The 16,281-nt window shown below is 64.5% G+C and carries 24 protein-coding genes; all 24 read right to left on the bottom strand.

Translation table 11 applies throughout. The annotated features are described in order from the left end of the window. Positions 1 to 79: 79 nt before the first annotated feature. A complete protein-coding gene (gene rplO / locus ACLHG5_RS12970; RefSeq protein ID WP_411317328.1) occupies positions 80 to 835 on the bottom strand; it encodes a 50S ribosomal protein L15 in 756 nt (251 codons plus the stop codon). After that, a complete protein-coding gene (rpmD, locus tag ACLHG5_RS12975; protein WP_411317327.1) occupies positions 835 to 1,020 on the bottom strand; it encodes a 50S ribosomal protein L30 in 186 nt (61 codons plus the stop codon). Before rpmD ends, rplO begins: the two co-directional genes overlap by 1 nt. Continuing rightward, positions 1,020 to 1,697 (bottom strand): 30S ribosomal protein S5, encoded by a 678-nt coding sequence (rpsE, locus tag ACLHG5_RS12980; protein ID WP_411317484.1) that lies wholly within the window; start codon positions 1,695 to 1,697, stop codon positions 1,020 to 1,022. The genes rpmD and rpsE overlap by 1 nt, the downstream gene beginning before the upstream one ends. A gap of 47 nt (positions 1,698 to 1,744) precedes the next feature. After that, positions 1,745 to 2,116 carry a 50S ribosomal protein L18 gene (rplR, locus tag ACLHG5_RS12985; protein WP_411317326.1) on the bottom strand — a complete coding sequence of 124 codons (372 nt, stop codon included), beginning with the start codon at positions 2,114 to 2,116 and terminating at the stop codon, positions 1,745 to 1,747. A gap of 2 nt (positions 2,117 to 2,118) precedes the next feature. Next, complete coding sequence (gene rplF / locus ACLHG5_RS12990; RefSeq protein WP_411317325.1) at positions 2,119 to 2,655, bottom strand: 50S ribosomal protein L6; 537 nt, start codon at positions 2,653 to 2,655, stop codon at positions 2,119 to 2,121. Positions 2,656 to 2,661: 6 nt separating this feature from the next. Next, positions 2,662 to 3,060, bottom strand: coding sequence for a 30S ribosomal protein S8 (rpsH, locus tag ACLHG5_RS12995; protein ID WP_411317324.1), 399 nt, complete (start codon positions 3,058 to 3,060; stop codon positions 2,662 to 2,664). Between the two features lie 81 nt (positions 3,061 to 3,141). After that, positions 3,142 to 3,735, bottom strand: a complete 594-nt coding sequence (gene rplE, locus ACLHG5_RS13000) for a 50S ribosomal protein L5 (protein WP_411317323.1) — start codon at positions 3,733 to 3,735, stop codon at positions 3,142 to 3,144. Further along, positions 3,735 to 4,094 (bottom strand): 50S ribosomal protein L24, encoded by a 360-nt coding sequence (gene rplX / locus ACLHG5_RS13005; RefSeq protein ID WP_411317322.1) that lies wholly within the window; start codon positions 4,092 to 4,094, stop codon positions 3,735 to 3,737. Before rplX ends, rplE begins: the two co-directional genes overlap by 1 nt. 2 nt (positions 4,095 to 4,096) lie before the next feature. Next, entirely contained in the window at positions 4,097 to 4,465 is a 369-nt protein-coding gene (gene rplN, locus ACLHG5_RS13010) for a 50S ribosomal protein L14 (RefSeq protein ID WP_411317321.1), read from the bottom strand. A 32-nt stretch (positions 4,466 to 4,497) separates the two neighbouring features. Further along, positions 4,498 to 4,821 (bottom strand): 30S ribosomal protein S17, encoded by a 324-nt coding sequence (rpsQ, locus tag ACLHG5_RS13015; RefSeq protein WP_411317320.1) that lies wholly within the window; start codon positions 4,819 to 4,821, stop codon positions 4,498 to 4,500. After that, entirely contained in the window at positions 4,821 to 5,168 is a 348-nt protein-coding gene (gene rpmC, locus ACLHG5_RS13020; RefSeq protein WP_411317319.1) for a 50S ribosomal protein L29, read from the bottom strand. Before rpmC ends, rpsQ begins: the two co-directional genes overlap by 1 nt. Further along, a complete protein-coding gene (rplP, locus tag ACLHG5_RS13025) occupies positions 5,168 to 5,587 on the bottom strand; it encodes a 50S ribosomal protein L16 (protein WP_411317318.1) in 420 nt (139 codons plus the stop codon). Before rplP ends, rpmC begins: the two co-directional genes overlap by 1 nt. 2 nt (positions 5,588 to 5,589) lie before the next feature. Continuing rightward, on the bottom strand, positions 5,590 to 6,378 hold the full coding sequence (gene rpsC, locus ACLHG5_RS13030; RefSeq protein WP_411317317.1) for a 30S ribosomal protein S3: 789 nt from the start codon (positions 6,376 to 6,378) through the stop codon (positions 5,590 to 5,592). Next, positions 6,378 to 6,785, bottom strand: coding sequence for a 50S ribosomal protein L22 (rplV, locus tag ACLHG5_RS13035; RefSeq protein ID WP_411317316.1), 408 nt, complete (start codon positions 6,783 to 6,785; stop codon positions 6,378 to 6,380). The genes rpsC and rplV overlap by 1 nt, the downstream gene beginning before the upstream one ends. Before the next feature lie 24 nt (positions 6,786 to 6,809). Next, positions 6,810 to 7,091 carry a 30S ribosomal protein S19 gene (gene rpsS, locus ACLHG5_RS13040; protein WP_411317315.1) on the bottom strand — a complete coding sequence of 94 codons (282 nt, stop codon included), beginning with the start codon at positions 7,089 to 7,091 and terminating at the stop codon, positions 6,810 to 6,812. A gap of 12 nt (positions 7,092 to 7,103) precedes the next feature. Next, a complete protein-coding gene (gene rplB, locus ACLHG5_RS13045; protein ID WP_411317314.1) occupies positions 7,104 to 7,943 on the bottom strand; it encodes a 50S ribosomal protein L2 in 840 nt (279 codons plus the stop codon). Positions 7,944 to 7,962: 19 nt separating this feature from the next. Next, positions 7,963 to 8,262: a 50S ribosomal protein L23 gene (rplW, locus tag ACLHG5_RS13050; protein WP_411317313.1), complete on the bottom strand. Its 300-nt coding sequence runs from the start codon at positions 8,260 to 8,262 to the stop codon at positions 7,963 to 7,965. Beyond that, positions 8,259 to 8,996: a 50S ribosomal protein L4 gene (gene rplD / locus ACLHG5_RS13055; protein WP_411317312.1), complete on the bottom strand. Its 738-nt coding sequence runs from the start codon at positions 8,994 to 8,996 to the stop codon at positions 8,259 to 8,261. The genes rplW and rplD overlap by 4 nt, the downstream gene beginning before the upstream one ends. Positions 8,997 to 8,999: 3 nt before the next feature. Continuing rightward, entirely contained in the window at positions 9,000 to 9,665 is a 666-nt protein-coding gene (rplC, locus tag ACLHG5_RS13060; protein ID WP_411317311.1) for a 50S ribosomal protein L3, read from the bottom strand. Positions 9,666 to 9,676: 11 nt separating this feature from the next. After that, a complete protein-coding gene (gene rpsJ, locus ACLHG5_RS13065) occupies positions 9,677 to 9,985 on the bottom strand; it encodes a 30S ribosomal protein S10 (RefSeq protein ID WP_021010896.1) in 309 nt (102 codons plus the stop codon). Between the two features lie 433 nt (positions 9,986 to 10,418). Further along, a complete protein-coding gene (locus ACLHG5_RS13070) occupies positions 10,419 to 11,402 on the bottom strand; it encodes a hypothetical protein (RefSeq protein ID WP_411319080.1) in 984 nt (327 codons plus the stop codon). Between the two features lie 236 nt (positions 11,403 to 11,638). Next, a complete protein-coding gene (locus tag ACLHG5_RS13075) occupies positions 11,639 to 12,607 on the bottom strand; it encodes a DNA topoisomerase IB (protein WP_411317309.1) in 969 nt (322 codons plus the stop codon). A gap of 113 nt (positions 12,608 to 12,720) precedes the next feature. Then, the gene (tuf, locus tag ACLHG5_RS13080) at positions 12,721 to 13,914 is read right to left on the bottom strand and encodes an elongation factor Tu (protein WP_411317308.1); all 1,194 of its coding nucleotides are present in this window, start codon (positions 13,912 to 13,914) and stop codon (positions 12,721 to 12,723) included. Positions 13,915 to 14,146: 232 nt separating this feature from the next. Beyond that, positions 14,147 to 16,264, bottom strand: a complete 2,118-nt coding sequence (fusA, locus tag ACLHG5_RS13085) for an elongation factor G (protein WP_411317307.1) — start codon at positions 16,262 to 16,264, stop codon at positions 14,147 to 14,149. Between the last annotated feature and the right edge of the window lie 17 nt (positions 16,265 to 16,281).

Below are 16,281 nucleotides of genomic sequence, written 5' to 3' on the forward strand. Positions count from 1 at the left end.
AGGTCCTCCTGGTTGCTCTGAAACAGCCGAGCGGTGGCCCTTTCGGGCCACCGCGGCTGGATGGTGCTGGTTCGACCTGTTACTTGATCGAGCCGCCCGCGGCGACGATCTTCTGCTCTGCTGAGCCGGAGACCTTGTCGACCGCAACAGTCAGCTTAACCGCAATGTCACCATTGCCGAGAACCTTGACCTTCTCGTTCTTGCGAACGGCGCCCTTGAGCACGAGATCCTGCACCGTGACGTCTCCGCCCGACGGGTAGAGCTCGGCGAGCTTCTCGAGGTTGACGACCTGGTACTCGACGCGGAACGGGTTCTTGAACCCGCGCAGCTTCGGAGCACGCATGACGAAGTTGATGTTTCCACCCTCGAAACCGGGGCGCATCGAGTAACGGGCCTTGGTTCCCTTGGTTCCGCGACCCGCGGTCTTACCCTTCGAGCCCTCACCACGACCCACGCGCATGCGGTCCTTCTTGGCACCGGGCGCGGGGCGGAGGTGGTGCATCTTGAGCACCTGCGGACGCACGACGACGTCGGCCTGAGCGGCCTTCTTCGCCGGAGCGGACGTCGTCGACGATGCGGCGTCAGCCGAGGCATCCGCCGAACCGGGCTTCTTGGCTGCAGGCTTCTTCGCGGCGGGCTTCTTCGCGGTGGCGGGCTTGGTGTCCGCCTTCGCGTCGTCGGCCTTGGGCGCGTCTGCCTTCGCTGCGGGCTTCTTGGTCGCGGGCTTCTTCGCGGCCGACGTGGTGTCGGCAGCAGCCTTGGCCGGAGCCTTCTTGGTCTTCGCGGCGGTCTCGGCCTTGGGGGCCTTCTCCGCCGGAGTGGTGTCTTCAGCCATTAGTCAATCTCCTCGACCTTGACCAGGTGAGCGACGGTACGGACGTAGCCGCGGTTCTGCGAATTGTCTTCGCGAACCACGATGTCGCCGATGCGCTTGAGCCCGAGGCTCCGCAACGTGTCGCGCTGGTTCTGCTTCTCACTGATTTTCGATTTGATCTGGGTCACCTTCAGGCGCGCGGCCATCAGACACCTGCCTTCGCGTCAGCCTGGGCACGCAGGAGGCGAGCAGGCGCGACGTCCTCGACCGACAGACCCCGGCGTGCGGCGACCGCAGCGGGCTCCTCGAGCTGCTTGAGGGCAGCGACGGTGGCCTGGACGATGTTGATCGTGTTCGACGACCCGAGCGACTTGCTCAGGACGTCGTGGATGCCGGCGCACTCGAGCACGGCACGGACGGGACCACCGGCGATAACACCGGTACCCGCGGATGCGGGGCGCAGAAGCACGACGCCGGCGGCAGCTTCACCCTGCACGGGGTGCGGGATCGTCTGGGCGACGCGGGGAACGCGGAAGAAGTTCTTCTTCGCCTCTTCGACGCCCTTCGAGATCGCGGTCGGAACTTCGCGAGCCTTGCCGTATCCGACGCCCACGAGACCGTTACCGTCACCGACGACGACGAGAGCGGTGAAGCTGAAGCGACGACCACCCTTGACGACCTTCGACACGCGGTTGATCGTGACGACGCGCTCGAGGAACTGGCTCTTCTCGCTGTCGCGCGAGCCACGCTGCTGGTTCGGGTTGCGCTCACGGCCACCGCGACGCGCTTCGCGCGGCTCGGTCGTCGCGCTGTTGTCCGTACCGGCTGCCGTCTCGACGACAGCGGTCTGAACGACTGCCGTCTCCGTCGAGTCGGGCTCCACGGCCTTGGTCGGCTCCACGGTCTGCTCCTTGTTGGTTGTTGCGTCGCTCACAGGTCCAACCCGCCTTCCCTGGCTCCATCGGCGATCGCGGCGACGCGACCGGCGTAGCGGTTACCACCGCGGTCGAAGACGACGGCGTCGATACCGGCGGTCTTCGCGCGCTCGGCGATGAGTTCGCCGACGCGCTTGGCCTTCGCCGTCTTGTCACCGTCGAAGGTGCGCATGTCCGACTCGAGAGTCGACGCCGACGCGAGGGTAAAACCCTTGCTGTCGTCGACGACCTGCACGAAGACGTGACGCGCCGACCGGGTGACGACGAGGCGCGGACGCACCTCGGTTCCCACGACCTTCTTGCGAAGGCGGGTGTGTCGGCGACCCTTGGCGGCCGACTTGCTCTTGCCTCTAGTTCCGAGAGCCATGATCACTTACCACTCTTTCCGGCCTTGCGGCGGACTACTTCGCCTGCGTAGCGCACACCCTTGCCCTTGTAGGGCTCGGGCTTGCGCAGCTTGCGGATGTTTGCGGCCACTTCACCGACGGCTTGCTTGTCGATTCCGTGGACGGTGAGCTTGTTGTTGCCCTCGACCGCGAACGAGATGCCTGCGGGCGGGGTGACGACGACGGGGTGCGAGAAACCGAGAGCGAACTCGAGCGTCTCGCCCTTGGCTGCGACGCGGTAACCGGTACCGACGATCTCGAGGCCCTTGGAGTAGCCGTTCGTGACGCCGATGATCTGGTTCGCGATGAGCGTGCGGGTCAGTCCGTGGAGCGACCGCGACTCGCGCTCGTCGTCGGGGCGGGTGACGAGCACCTGGCCGTCTTCGAGGGCGACCTGGATGGGGCTCGCGACGGTGAGCGAGAGCTCACCCTTCGGGCCTTTGACCGTGACCGCTGCGCCATCGACGGTGATGTCGACGCCGGCAGGCACGGGAATGGGAAGTCTTCCGATTCGTGACATGACGGGTTACCACACGTAGGCGAGGACTTCCCCACCCACGCCTTTCGAGGTTGCCTGGCGGTCCGTGAGGAGGCCAGAGGAGGTCGACAGGATTGCGACACCGAGACCGCCGAGAACGTTGGGAATCTCGGTCGACTTCGCGTAGACGCGGAGGCCGGGCTTCGACACGCGCTTGATGCCCGCAATCGAACGCTCACGGTTGGGGCCGTACTTCAGGTCGATCGTGAGGGTCTTGCCGACGCGAGCGTCTTCGACCTTCCATCCCGTGATGTAGCCCTCCTTCTGGAGGATCTCGGCGATGTGGGTCTTGAGGTTGCTGCTCGGAAGCGACACGGTCTCGTGAAAGGCCGAATTCGCGTTGCGCAGTCTGGTCAGCAGGTCTGCGACCGGATCTGTCATTGTCATGAGTTGATTCCTTTATCTCGTCTGGTTTCGGCATCCGTTACGCGGACATGCCGACCTGGTCGATCGGTGATGCGTGAGGTGTTACGGGGTGTTCTGGGCGTTGCGGAACGGGAAACCGAGCGCCTTGAGCAGCGCGCGACCCTCGTCGTCGTTCTTCGCGGTGGTGACGACGGTGATGTCGAAACCACGCACGCGGTCGATCTTGTCCTGGTCGATCTCGTGGAACATCGACTGCTCGGTGAGACCGAAGGTGTAGTTGCCGCGGCCGTCGAACTGCTTGTCGCTCAGTCCGCGGAAGTCACGGATACGCGGAAGCGCGAGCGACAGCAGACGGTCGAGGAACTCCCACGCGCGGTCACCACGGAGGGTGACGTGGGCGCCGATGGGCTGGCCCTCGCGCAGCTTGAACTGAGCGATCGACTTGCGCGCATTGGTGACGACGGGCTTCTGGCCTGTGATCGCCGTGAGGTCCTTGACGGCCCCGTCGATGATCTTGCCGTCGCGAGCGGCCTCGCCCACACCGGTGTTGACGACGATCTTCACGAGACCGGGCACCTGGTGCACGTTCGTGAAGCCGAAGTCCTTCAGCAGCTGGGCCGAGATCTCGGTCTTGTACTTCTGCTTGAGGCGCGGCTGCACCTTGACAGCCGTCGCGGCAGTAGTTGTGTCGGTCATTACAGGTCCTCACCTGACTTCTTGGCGTAGCGGACGCGGACGGTCTTGGTGACGCCGTCCTTCTCCACCTGCTCGTTGCGGAAACCGACGCGTGTCGGCTTCTTCGTTGTGGGGTCGACGAGGGCGACGTTCGAGACGTGGATGGGTGCCTCGTGGGTCTCGATGCCACCCGTCTTCGAGCCGCGCTGGGTCTGTCCTACGCGAACGTGCTTGGTGACGAAGTTGACACCCTCCACGACCACGCGGTTCTTCTCCTTGAGCACCTCGAGCACGCGACCCTGCTTGCCACGGTCACCGCCACGCTCTTGCTTGGCGCCGCTGATGACCTGCACGAGGTCACCCTTCTTGATGTTCGCCATGACTAAATAACCTCCGGGGCGAGCGAGATGATCTTCATGAACTTCTTGTCACGAAGCTCGCGGCCGACCGGTCCGAAGATGCGGGTACCGCGGGGGTCCCCGTCTGCCTTCAGGATGACGGCGGCGTTCTCGTCGAACTTGATGTATGAGCCGTCGGGACGACGGGTCTCCTTCTTGGTGCGAACGATGACGGCTTTGACGACGTCACCCTTCTTGACGTTGCCGCCCGGGATGGCGTCCTTGACGGTCGCGACGATGACATCGCCGAGACCGGCGTAGCGACGGCCTGAGCCGCCGAGGACGCGAATCGTGAGCAGCTCTTTGGCGCCGGTGTTGTCAGCGACCTTGACTCGTGATTCCTGCTGAAGCATCTGTATCTCCTACTGAAAGCAAGCGCGGACGCTTACTTGGCCTTTTCGAGGATCTCGACGAGGCGCCAGCGCTTCGTGGCACTGAGCGGACGGGTCTCGCTGATCATGACCAGGTCGCCGACGCCGGCGGAATTCGCCTCGTCGTGGACCTTGACCTTGGATGTGCGGCGGATGACCTTGCCGTAGAGGGGGTGCTTGACGCGGTCCTCGACCTCGACGGTGATCGTCTTGTCCATCTTGTCGCTCGTCACGTAGCCGCGACGGGACTTGCGGTAACCGCGAGCAGCCTCATCCTTGACGTCGTGAGCGGCGTGCACGGTGGTGTCGGACGCGGTCTTCGTGTCTTTCGTTGCCATTACTTCGCCTCCTCATTCTTCTCGGTGGATGAGTCCGCCGGAGCGGTCTCGTCGGTGGCAGTGTCTGCCTTGGCCTTCTTCTTGCTCGCCTTGGCGGGCTTCGACTCGACCTCGATCGGAGCGGGCGTGGCACGGATGCCGAGCTCGCGCTCACGGATCACGGTGTAGATACGAGCGATGTCGCGCTTGACCGCGCGCAGACGCCCGTGGCTCTCGAGCTGGCCGGTGGCCGACTGGAAGCGCAGGTTGAACAGCTCTTCCTTGGCCTTCTTGAGTTCGTCGACGAGCCTGTCGTCTTCGAAAGTGTCGAGCTCGTCAGGGGCGAGCTCCTTGGAACCGATCGCCATTATGCGTCGCCCTCCTCGCGCTTGATGATGCGTGCCTTGAGGGGCAGCTTGTGAATTGCACGAGTGAGAGCTTCGCGAGCGACGGTCTCCGAGACACCGCTGAGCTCGAAGAGCACGCGACCCGGCTTGACGTTCGCGATCCACCACTCGGGCGAACCCTTACCGGAACCCATGCGGGTCTCGGCGGGCTTCTTGGTGAGCGGGCGGTCGGGGTAGATGTTGATCCACACCTTTCCACCACGCTTGATGTGACGCGTCATCGCGATACGAGCTGCCTCGATCTGGCGGTTCGTCACATATGCGGGAGTCATGGCCTGGATGCCGTACTCACCGAACGAGACCGTCGTGCCACCGGTCGCCTGGCCACTACGGCCGGGGTGGTGCTGCTTACGGTGCTTGACCTTGCGGGGAATCAACATGATTACGCCTCTGCTCCTACTGCTGCCGGAGCAGCCTCGGTCCTCGGGGCTCCGCTCGCGGGTCCACGACGCGCTCCGCCGTCACGACGGTCGTCGCCGCGACGCTCGGGGCGCGACGACTTCGCGTTGGCCTGCTCGCGAGCGAGCTCCTTGTTGGTGATGTCGCCCTTGTAGATCCAGACCTTCACGCCGATGCGGCCGAACGTCGTCTTGGCCTCGTAGAAGCCGTAGTCGATGTTGGCGCGCAGGGTGTGCAGCGGAACGCGACCCTCGCGGTAGAACTCGGAACGGCTCATCTCAGCACCACCGAGACGACCGGAGACCTGGATGCGGACACCCTTGGCTCCGGCGCGCTGGGCGCCCTGGAGACCCTTGCGCATCGCACGACGGAACGCGACGCGAGCGCTGAGCTGCTCCGCGATTCCCTGTGCCACGAGCTGAGCCTCGGCCTCGGGGTTCTTGACCTCGAGGATGTTGAGCTGGATCTGCTTGCCCGAGAGCTTCTCGAGGTCGGCGCGGATGCGCTCGGCCTCGGCGCCACGACGACCGATCACGATGCCCGGACGGGCCGTGTGGATGTCGACGCGGACGCGGTCACGGGTGCGCTCGATCTCGATGCGTGCCACACCGGCACGGTCGAGGCTCGTCTTGAGCAGGTTGCGGATCTTGACGTCTTCAGCGACGTAGTCGCTGTAACGCTGGCCGGCCTTCGTGCTGTCGGAGAACCAACGCGACACGTGGTCGGTCGTGATTCCCAGACGGAAGCCGTAGGGGTTTACTTTCTGGCCCATTACTTCTTTCCTGCCTTCGTCGTTGTGGCTGAGCCCGTCGAGGCGGCATCCGCCTCGTCCGGCGTCGCCAAGACGATCGTGATGTGGCTCGTGCGCTTCAGGATCTGAAACGCGCGACCCTGTGCACGCGGCTGGAAACGCTTGAGCGTCGCGCCCTCGTCGACATAGGCCGACGAGATGAACAGGTCATCGTCGTTCAGGTAGCTGTTGCTGGCATCCGCCTTGACTCGCGCGTTGGCCATGGCCGACGCGACGAGCTTGAAGACGGGCTCGCTCGCACCCTGGGGGGCGAACTTCAGGATGGCCAAGGCCTCCGTCGCCTGCTTGCCGCGGATCATGTTGACGACACGACGAGCCTTCGTAGGGGTCACGCGGATGTGTCGCACACGTGCGATCGACTCCACCATTTCTCTCCTCCTTACGCCACCGCGTTAGCGGCGACGACCCTTCTTGTCGTCCTTCTCGTGTCCACGGAAGGTGCGGGTGGGGGCAAACTCACCGAGCTTGTGCCCAACCATCGTCTCGGTGACGAACACCGGGATGTGCTTGCGACCGTCGTGCACCGCGATGGTGTGACCCAGCATTGCCGGGACGATCATCGAGCGGCGCGACCAGGTCTTGATCACGTTCTTGCTGTTGGCCGCGTTAGCGCCGACGACCTTGCGAAGCAGGTGGTCGTCAACGAAGGGACCCTTCTTGAGACTGCGTGGCATCCTCTACAACTCCTACTTGCGCTTCTTGCCGGCGTTACGGCGGCGAACGATGAGCTGATCGCTCTCTTTGTTGGCGTGGCGGGTGCGGCCCTCTTTCTGGCCCCACGGGCTGACCGGGTGGCGTCCACCGGAGGTCTTGCCCTCACCACCACCGTGCGGGTGGTCGACGGGGTTCATGGCGACACCACGCACGGTCGGGCGGACGCCCTTCCAGCGCATGCGGCCGGCCTTACCCCAGTTGATGTTCGACTGTTCGGCGTTGCCGACCTCGCCGATCGTGGCACGGCAGCGCGCGTCGACGTTGCGGATCTCACCCGACGGCAGACGAAGCTGCGCGTAGGGACCGTCCTTGGCGACGAGACGAACCGAAGCACCGGCGGAGCGGGCCATCTTGGCGCCGCCGCCCGGCTTGAGCTCGATCGCGTGGATGACCGTACCGGTGGGGATGTTCTTGAGCGGGAGGTTGTTGCCCGGCTTGATGTCAGCCGATGCACCCGACTCCACGATGTCGCCCTGCTTGAGCTTGTTCGGCGCGATGATGTAGCGCTTCGAGCCGTCGAAGAAGTGCAGGAGCGCGATGCGTGCCGTGCGGTTGGGGTCGTACTCGATCTCGGCGACGCGAGCGTTCACGCCGTCCTTGTCATTGCGACGGAAGTCGATGACACGGTACTGGCGCTTGTGGCCACCACCGATGTGACGAGTCGTGATGCGACCGGCGTTGTTACGACCACCGGTCTTGGAGAGCGGACGAAGCAGCGACTTCTCCGGGGTCGAGCGGGTGATCTCGGCGAAATCTGCGACCGAGGATCCCCGACGACCAGGAGTCGTGGGCTTGTATTTGCGAATAGCCATGTGTATTCCTCTATGTCCCTTAGCCGACAGCCGTGAAGATGTCGATCGAACCGGACTTGAGCGTCACGATCGCGCGCTTGGTGTCTTTGCGCTTGCCGATCCCGAACTTGGTGCGACGGGTCTTGCCCTTTTTGTTCAGGGTGTTGACCGAGGCGACCTGCACGCCGAAGATCTTTTCGACGGCGAGCTTGATCTCGGTCTTGTTCGAACGGGGGTCCACGACGAACGTGTACTTGCCCTGGTCGATCAAGCCGTAGCTCTTCTCGGAGACGACGGGCGACAGGATGACGTCGCGCGGGTCTTTGTTGATTCCGGTCATGCTGAGACCTTCTCCTTCTCGGCGGCGGCACGCTCGGGGCTCACGCGCTTCTTGCTGGGCGCGCCGTCGACATCCGTCGACTTCGGCTGGGCCGCAGCGGGTCCGGCGACGAAGCCATCGAATGCCGCACGCGTGAAGACGATGTCGTCGGAGACGAGAACGTCGTAGGCGTTGAGCTGATCGAACGGCAGCACGTGCACCGACGGGATGTTGCGGACGCTCTTGGCGCTCAGTTCGTCGTCACGCGTGAGCACGATGAGAACGTGCTTGCTCGTGGCGATCGAGTCGAGCAGGGCGACGATCGTCTTGGTCGAGGGGACGTCTCCGACCGAGAGCGAGTCGATGACGTGGATGCGTCCACCGCGCGCGCGGTCGGAGAGCGCTCCGCGGAGGGCCGCAGCGATCATCTTCTTCGGGGTGCGCTGCGCGTAGTCGCGCGGCGTGGGCCCGTGGACGATTCCACCACCGGTCATCTGGGGAGCACGGATCGAGCCCTGGCGAGCGCGACCGGTTCCCTTCTGCTTGAACGGCTTGCGACCTGCGCCGGAAACCTCTCCGCGGCCCTTGGTCTTGTGCGTTCCCTGGCGCGCTGCTGCACGCTGGGCGACGACGACCTGGTGGATGAGCGGCACGTTGGTCTGCACGTCGAACGTCTCGGCGGGCAGCTCGACGGAGTCGACCTTGGCGCCCTTCGAGTCGATGACGTCGAGCGTGGCGTTGGCGTTGTCAACCATCGGTTACGCCCCCTTCACTGCGTTGCGAACGAATACGAGACGGCCACGAGCACCGGGAACGGCACCCTTGACCAGGATGAGACCCTTCTCGAGGTCGACTGCCTGGACCTTGAGGCTCATCGCGGTCACGCGCTCGCCACCCATACGACCGGCCATGCGCATGCCCTTGAAGACACGGCTGGGGGTCGACGAAGCACCGATGGAACCGGGCTTGCGGTGGTTGCGGTGTGCACCGTGCGATGCGCTGACGCCCTTGAAGTTGTGACGCTTCATGACACCGGCGAAGCCCTTGCCCTTGCTCGTGCCGACGACGTCGACCTTCTGGCCGGCTTCGAAGATGTCGACTGCGATCTCCTGGCCGAGCGTGTAGTCGGCGGCATCCGCAGTGCGGATCTCGGTCACGTGACGGCGCGGCGTGACGCCGGCCTTGTCGAAGTGACCCGACTTGGGCTTGTTGACCTTGCGAGGGTCGATCTGCCCGTAGGCGATCTGGACGGCCGTGTAGCCGTCGACCTCGGGGGTGCGCAGCTGCGTCACGACGTTGGGCGTGATCTCGATGACGGTCACGGGGATGAGCTTGTTGTTCTCGTCCCAGACCTGGGTCATCCCGAGCTTGGTGCCGAGAAGGCCCTTGCTCGTCTTGGTTGTCTGGCTCTGTGTAATAGGCATGCGGATTCCCGTTAGAGCTTGATCTCGATGTTGACGTCGGCGGGGAGGTCGAGGCGCATGAGCGAGTCGACCGCCTTCGGCGTCGGGTCAATGATGTCGATCAGGCGCTTGTGAGTGCGCTTCTCGAAGTGCTCGCGGCTGTCCTTGTACTTGTGAGGAGAGCGGATCACGACGACCACGTTCTTCTCCGTAGGAAGGGGCACCGGTCCGACGACGGTCGCGCCGGCACGGGTCACCGTGTCGACGATCTTGCGCGCCGAGCTGTCAATGACCTCGTGGTCATACGACTTAAGTCGAATGCGGATCTTCTGTCCCGCCATGTGTGACTCACTCTCTTTGTTCCCTTTGCGCGTCCTGTCGGACACACACGCTGCTCGAGCACTTCTGCTGTCGCACCACTGTTTTTCTGTCAAAAGCCTGTCGCGTCGTCCGACCCCCGCACTCGGGCGTGTCGCGTAGTTCGACATACCCGATGGTGCGCACGCCGATAGCGTGGGTTCTGATCGGATTTCTGCAGTTCTGCTACCCGCGGCCTAGACCCGGGCCCGTGGCCTCAGATCTATGCACTGCCTGGCAGTGATCCAGACGCATTGCCCGGAATGTTGAACTAGACGAGTTTGCCACACCCCGACACAGGCTGCAACCCGGGCGTGTCACGTTGGGCGTGTCGCGTTCCGGAGGCCGCGCGGGGGCGTGCGCCGTGCATCCCGCCCCCGAGAGTACGCAGTTTCCGCGAGCGTACGCCGGATCGGACTACCGCTCGCGGAAACTGCGTACTCTCGGGTGGGGTTTTGTGGCGAGACGGGCACGCGAGGCACGGATGCCCGCCCGCTCGAGCTTGCGGAAGAGCGGCTGTGCCTGCATCGCGTCGTCCCATCCCCAGCGAACGAAGCCTCGCACGCACGAGCGGATGGCGTCCTCCCGCTCCTTCTCCTGTGCGAGAGCCTCCTCAGGCGTCCGCCCGCGCAGGAACACCGGGTCGCGGTACTTGCCTCGGCCATCGGATTCGCCGACCACATCCTCGTGCTCGAAAAAGAAGTCCGCGAAGTAGACCGCCCCGTCGACCTCGAACCTGGCCTGCTGCTCCGGGAGCGGAAACCCGCCCTCCCAGAAGCGGACCATGCTGAGCGACTCGAACGGCGACTCCGAGAGCCCCGTCGCGAACTCGACGACTCGCGCCGCGCGGGTCGAATTGCGGAACGGACCGACGTGGCTCAACCTCTCGAGGAGGTCGCGGCGACGAACACCGTAGATCTCGGGTCGTGCCAGCACGTGGTCGAGCGACACGACGCCACTCGCGAAGTCCCGGCTCCCGAAGACATCGATCAGGGTGCGCAGCGGCGACGTGCAGAGAAAACCCTCCGTCTCGACCACGTCTCCCGCGAGGTCGCCTGTGTGCCAGATCACGGCGTTCGTGCTCCGACGGGGGCGAAGGAAATCGGATGTCGCGTGCGGACGCGAAGGCAACGCACCGAGCACCGGAATGCCGAGGAGTCCCGCTGCGGACTCGTGCGAGAAGACCATCGCACGCTTCGCGGCGGCCTGAGCGGCGACGACGAGAGCGTAATGCCTCTCCTCAGGTCGCGCAGCGAGCCAGTCGACAGTCTCGGCATACGCCCCCTGCCGCACGCGCGTGAGTTCGCCACGCTCGGCGGCCCGCTCGAGAGGATCGTTCGCGACGCCCGAGCGTCGGGCAGCCGCGGAGGTGATGAGGCGGGGGACGGAGTCTGCGGACATCCGGCCACTGTCGGGCAGCCCTGAATCGCAGGGGCGTGCCCTCACGAGTCGGTGGGTGGATGATGAAGCCGCGCCCCCGGGGAGGACGGGCTTTCGCGCCCAAGCCGCCGCCACTGTACACAGTTTCCGCGAGGGTATGTCGGATCCGACGTACCCTCGCGGAAACTGTGTGTTCTGGGGCGGGCGGGCGGGCAAGCAGGCAGGGCTGGCAGCGCGGGGGCGGCGGGCGGCGCGGGTCAGGCGTAGAGCAGGGCGCGCAGCTCCGACTCGGCGGCGTGGAGGCGGTCGCGGGAGATGGTCCGGCCGTGCTGGTAGTGGTCGACGACCCGAGGGTCGACATAGCTCGTCTTCGCGATCGACGGGGTATTGCCGAGCACCTCGGCCGCGTCGCGCATCGCCTGCGCGAGCGCGCGAGACCGCGCCGACTTCTTCTCCTCCGGCCCGTGCTTCGCGAGACTCACCGCCGCGGCGATCGTGCCGTGCAGGGTGCGGAAGTCCTTCGCCGTGAACTCTCCCCCGGTCTGCTCCCGAACGTAGGTGTTGATGTCCTCAGGCTGCAGGGGGTGCCACCCGCGTTCGTCGCGATAACTCAGCAGACGGGCCGTGGGCCCCCGGCGCTTCAACGAACGCACCGACGTCGCGAGATCCGCGTCGCTGATCTCGCTCTCCCACTCCTGCCCGCTCTTCGCGGGGAACTTGAGGGCGACGGTGGAGCCCCGCACAGTCGCGTGTGAGCACAGAAGCGTCGACAGACCGTGGCTGCCGTTCGACTCCGCGTAACGCTCCGAGCCGATGCGCAACGAGCCCGTGTCGAGCATGCGGAACGCCGTGGCCAAAGCTCGCGTGTGCGTCGCCCCCTCGCTCCGCAGGTCGATCGTGACCCGCCGCCGCGCGGTCGGGAGCGACTCGGCGAGACGCAACGCGCGATCGAACTTGATGCGGTCCTTCTGTTCGCGCCACGTCGGGTGGTAGATGTACTGGCGGCGCCCCGCCGCGTCGACGCCCGTCGCCTGCACGTGCCCGTTCGGGTAGGGGGCGATCCAGACATCCGTCCAGGCCGGGGGGATCGCGAGGTGCTCGATGCGGGCCCGCAGATCGGGATCACGGATGGCGCGGCCGTCGGCGTCGCGGTAGGAGAACCCGCGACCGGAACGGACCCTCTTGAGACCGGCGCCCGACGAATCACTGCGGCGGAGACGAGGCATTGCCCTATCGCACCACACGCGGGAGCCCGACGACGCGACACGAGCGGATCTCACGGCAAAACGAAAGCGGGGCCGGCTCCGAAGAGCCGACCCCGCTAGCGGTGGAGCAGGTACTACTTGAGGATCTTGACGACCGTGCCAGCACCGACGGTGCGGCCACCCTCGCGGATAGCGAAGCGGAGGCCCTCCTCCATGGCGATCGGCTGGATCAAGTTGACCGTCATCTCGGTGGTGTCACCGGGCATGACCATCTCGGTGCCCTCGGGCAGCGTGATGACACCCGTGACGTCCGTGGTGCGGAAGTAGAACTGCGGACGGTAGTTCGCGTAGAACGGGTTGTGACGGCCACCCTCATCCTTCGAGAGGATGTAGGCGTTCGCCTCGAACTCGGTGTGCGGCGTGACCGAACCGGGCTTGACGACGACCTGACCGCGCTCGACGTCTTCACGCTTCGTTCCACGGAGCAGGAGACCGACGTTCTCTCCGGCGCGGGCGTCGTCGAGGGTCTTGCGGAACATCTCGATCGCGGTGACGGTCGTCTTCGACGACTTCTCCTTGATTCCGACGATCTCGACCTCGTCGTTCGGGTGGAGGATTCCACGCTCGACACGACCGGTGATGACGGTTCCACGACCGGTGATCGTGAAGACGTCCTCGACGGGCATGAGGAAGGGCTTCTCGGTCTCGCGGACGGGCTCGGGAACGAACTCGTCGACCTTGTCCATGAGGTCGGCGACGGTGTCCGCCCACTTGGCGTCACCCTCGAGGGCCTTGAGCGCCGAAACCTGAACGACGGGGGCGTTGTCGCCATCGAAGTCCTGGCTCGAGAGCAGCTCGCGAACCTCGATCTCGACGAGCTCGAGGATCTCCTCGTCGTCGACCATGTCGGTCTTGTTGAGAGCAACGACGATGTAGGGCACGCCGACCTGGCGAGCGAGCAGCACGTGCTCACGCGTCTGGGGCATAGGGCCGTCGGTCGCCGCAACCACGAGGATCGCGCCGTCCATCTGCGCAGCACCCGTGATCATGTTCTTGATGTAGTCCGCGTGGCCGGGGGCGTCGACGTGAGCGTAGTGACGCTTCTCCGTCTGGTACTCGACGTGCGAGATGTTGATCGTGATTCCACGCTGCTTCTCTTCGGGCGAGTTGTCGATCTGATCGAACGCCGAAGCAGTGTTGAGATTGGGGTACTTGTCATGCAGCACCTTGGTGATAGCCGCGGTCAACGTGGTCTTACCGTGGTCGACGTGACCAATGGTGCCGATGTTGACGTGCGGCTTAGTCCGCTCGAACTTTGCCTTCGCCAATGGGTCCTCCTCAGGACTTCGTTGTAAGAGCACACGACCGAAGGATTTCGATCGCTCGTCTTACGGGGATTTTGGGGTGATGTTCATGTTACTAGAAGTGCGTTTTTAGTTTGAATTGGGGGCCACCGGATCGTCTGTCCGGCGGCCTGCGAGCGGCTCGCATACCGCGTGCCGCTCGCAGCCGATCTTCGCGCCGGCGCAAGCACCGGAGCTCAGACCGCGAATAGCGAAGCTATTCGCCCTTGTTCTTCTGCACGATCTCGTCGGCGACCGCGCGCGGCACCTCCGAGTAGCTGTCGAAGCTCATCGAGTAGACGGCGCGACCAGAGGTCTTCGACCGGAGGTCTCCGACGTAGCCGAACATCTCCGACAGCGGGACGTTCGCCTTGACGACCTTGACGCCCGTGGCATCCTCCATCGACTGGATCTGTCCACGACGCGAGTTCAGGTCGCCGATGACGTCGCCCATGTATTCCTCGGGCGTGCGGACCTCGACGGCCATGAGCGGCTCGAGGAGCACGGGATCGGCCTTGCGGGCCGCTTCCTTGAACGCCATCGAACCAGCGATCTTGAACGCCATCTCCGAGGAGTCGACGTCGTGCGCAGCACCATCGAGCAGGATCGCCTTGACACCGACCATGGGGTATCCGGCGAGAATACCGACCTGGAGGGCGTCTTGGATTCCGGCGTCGACCGACGGGATGTACTCGCGAGGGATGCGGCCACCGGTGACCTTGTTGTCGAACTCGTAGATCGTGTCTGCCGTGACCTCGAGAGGCTCGAGCGAGATCTGGACCTTCGCGAACTGACCCGAACCACCGGTCTGCTTCTTGTGCGTGTAGTCGTGCTTCGCAACGATGCGGCGGATCGTCTCGCGGTAGGCCACCTGGGGCTTACCGACGTTGGCCTCGACGTTGAACTCGCGCTTCATGCGATCGACGAGGATGTCGAGGTGGAGCTCGCCCATTCCCTTGATGACCGTCTGACCGGTGTCCTGGTTCTGCTCGGTGCGGAACGTGGGGTCCTCTTCAGCGAGCTTCTGGATGGCGACACCCAGCTTCTCCTGGTCGGCTTTCGTCTTCGGCTCGATCGCGACCTCGATGACGGGCTCGGGGAACGTCATCGACTCGAGAACGACCTGAGCTGACGAGTCAGAGAGGGTGTCTCCCGTGGTCGTGTCTTTGAGGCCGATGACCGCGTAGATGTGACCGGCGGTGACGCTCTCGACCGGGTTCTCCTTGTTGGCGTGCATCTGGAAGATCTTGCCGATGCGCTCCTTCTTGCCCTTCGTGGAGTTCATCACGCCCGATCCGCTCTCGATGGTGCCGGAGTAGACGCGGATGTAGGTGAGGCGACCGAAGAACGGGTGAACCGCGACCTTGAACGCGAGAGCCGCGAACGGGTCTTTCGGGTCGGGGTGACGTTCGATGACGACAGTCTCGTCGCGCACGTCGTGTCCTTCGACAGCGGGCACGTCGAGCGGGGTCGGAAGGTAGTCCACGACGGCGTCGAGCATCGGCTGCACGCCGCGGTTCTTGAACGCCGAACCGCAGAGCACGGGGTAGATCTGGCTCGAGATGGTGAGCTTGCGGATCGCAGCTTTGATCTCGGCGACCGTGAAGTCGGTGTCACCCTCCATGAAGCGCTCGAGGAGCGCGTCATCGGTTTCGGCGACGACCTCAATGAGCTGCGCGCGGTACTCGTTGGCCTTCTCGACGAGGTCGGCGGGGATCTCCTCGATCTCGTACTTCGCGCCGAGCGCGACGTCACCCTTCGAGTCGCCGCGCCACGTGAGGGCGCGCATCTCGACGAGGTCGACGATGCCCTCGAACGAGCTCTCGTATCCGATCGGAAGCTGGATGACGAGGGGCTTCGCGCCGAGGCGCTTCACGATCGTGTCGACCGTGTAGTAGAAGTCGGCTCCGAGCTTGTCCATCTTGTTGACGAAACAGATGCGGGGAACGTCGTACTTGTCGGCCTGGCGCCAGACGGTCTCGGACTGGGGCTCGACGCCCTCCTTGCCGTCGAACACGGCGACCGCACCGTCGAGCACGCGAAGCGAGCGCTCGACCTCGACCGTGAAGTCGACGTGGCCCGGGGTGTCGATGATGTTGATCTGGTTCTTGTTCCAGAAACAGGTCGTGGCGGCGGACGTGATGGTGATGCCGCGCTCTTGCTCTTGCGCCATCCAGTCCATCGTGGCTGCGCCGTCGTGGACTTCACCGATCTTGTGAGTGATACCCGTGTAGAACAGGATTCGCTCGGTGGTTGTGGTCTTACCGGCATCGATGTGAGCCATGATGCCGATGTTGCGGACCTTGTTCAGGTCGGTGAGCACGTCTTGTGCCACGGAGTTCCTCCGAAAAG

The organism is Marisediminicola sp. LYQ85, assembly GCF_046600695.1.
Lineage (GTDB): Bacteria > Actinomycetota > Actinomycetes > Actinomycetales > Microbacteriaceae > Marisediminicola.

Bases quoted from the DNA above. Each gene is read 5' to 3' on its own strand.
- rplO (WP_411317328.1), bottom strand. From the start codon at position 835: ATGGCTGAAGACACCACTCCGGCGGAGAAGGCCCCCAAGGCCGAGACC.
- rpmD (WP_411317327.1), bottom strand. From the start codon at position 1,020: ATGGCCGCGCGCCTGAAGGTGACCCAGATCAAATCGAAAATCAGTGAG.
- rplR (WP_411317326.1), bottom strand. From the start codon at position 2,116: ATGGCTCTCGGAACTAGAGGCAAGAGCAAGTCGGCCGCCAAGGGTCGC.
- rplF (WP_411317325.1), bottom strand. From the start codon at position 2,655: ATGTCACGAATCGGAAGACTTCCCATTCCCGTGCCTGCCGGCGTCGAC.
- rpsH (WP_411317324.1), bottom strand. From the start codon at position 3,060: ATGACAATGACAGATCCGGTCGCAGACCTGCTGACCAGACTGCGCAAC.
- rplE (WP_411317323.1), bottom strand. From the start codon at position 3,735: ATGACCGACACAACTACTGCCGCGACGGCTGTCAAGGTGCAGCCGCGC.
- rplX (WP_411317322.1), bottom strand. From the start codon at position 4,094: ATGGCGAACATCAAGAAGGGTGACCTCGTGCAGGTCATCAGCGGCGCC.
- rplN (WP_411317321.1), bottom strand. From the start codon at position 4,465: ATGCTTCAGCAGGAATCACGAGTCAAGGTCGCTGACAACACCGGCGCC.
- rpsQ (WP_411317320.1), bottom strand. From the start codon at position 4,821: ATGGCAACGAAAGACACGAAGACCGCGTCCGACACCACCGTGCACGCC.
- rpmC (WP_411317319.1), bottom strand. From the start codon at position 5,168: ATGGCGATCGGTTCCAAGGAGCTCGCCCCTGACGAGCTCGACACTTTC.
- rplP (WP_411317318.1), bottom strand. From the start codon at position 5,587: ATGTTGATTCCCCGCAAGGTCAAGCACCGTAAGCAGCACCACCCCGGC.
- rpsC (WP_411317317.1), bottom strand. From the start codon at position 6,378: ATGGGCCAGAAAGTAAACCCCTACGGCTTCCGTCTGGGAATCACGACC.
- rplV (WP_411317316.1), bottom strand. From the start codon at position 6,785: ATGGTGGAGTCGATCGCACGTGTGCGACACATCCGCGTGACCCCTACG.
- rpsS (WP_411317315.1), bottom strand. From the start codon at position 7,091: ATGCCACGCAGTCTCAAGAAGGGTCCCTTCGTTGACGACCACCTGCTT.
- rplB (WP_411317314.1), bottom strand. From the start codon at position 7,943: ATGGCTATTCGCAAATACAAGCCCACGACTCCTGGTCGTCGGGGATCC.
- rplW (WP_411317313.1), bottom strand. From the start codon at position 8,262: ATGACCGGAATCAACAAAGACCCGCGCGACGTCATCCTGTCGCCCGTC.
- rplD (WP_411317312.1), bottom strand. From the start codon at position 8,996: ATGGTTGACAACGCCAACGCCACGCTCGACGTCATCGACTCGAAGGGC.
- rplC (WP_411317311.1), bottom strand. From the start codon at position 9,665: ATGCCTATTACACAGAGCCAGACAACCAAGACGAGCAAGGGCCTTCTC.
- rpsJ (WP_021010896.1), bottom strand. From the start codon at position 9,985: ATGGCGGGACAGAAGATCCGCATTCGACTTAAGTCGTATGACCACGAG.
- ACLHG5_RS13070 (WP_411319080.1), bottom strand. From the start codon at position 11,402: ATGTCCGCAGACTCCGTCCCCCGCCTCATCACCTCCGCGGCTGCCCGA.
- ACLHG5_RS13075 (WP_411317309.1), bottom strand. From the start codon at position 12,607: ATGCCTCGTCTCCGCCGCAGTGATTCGTCGGGCGCCGGTCTCAAGAGG.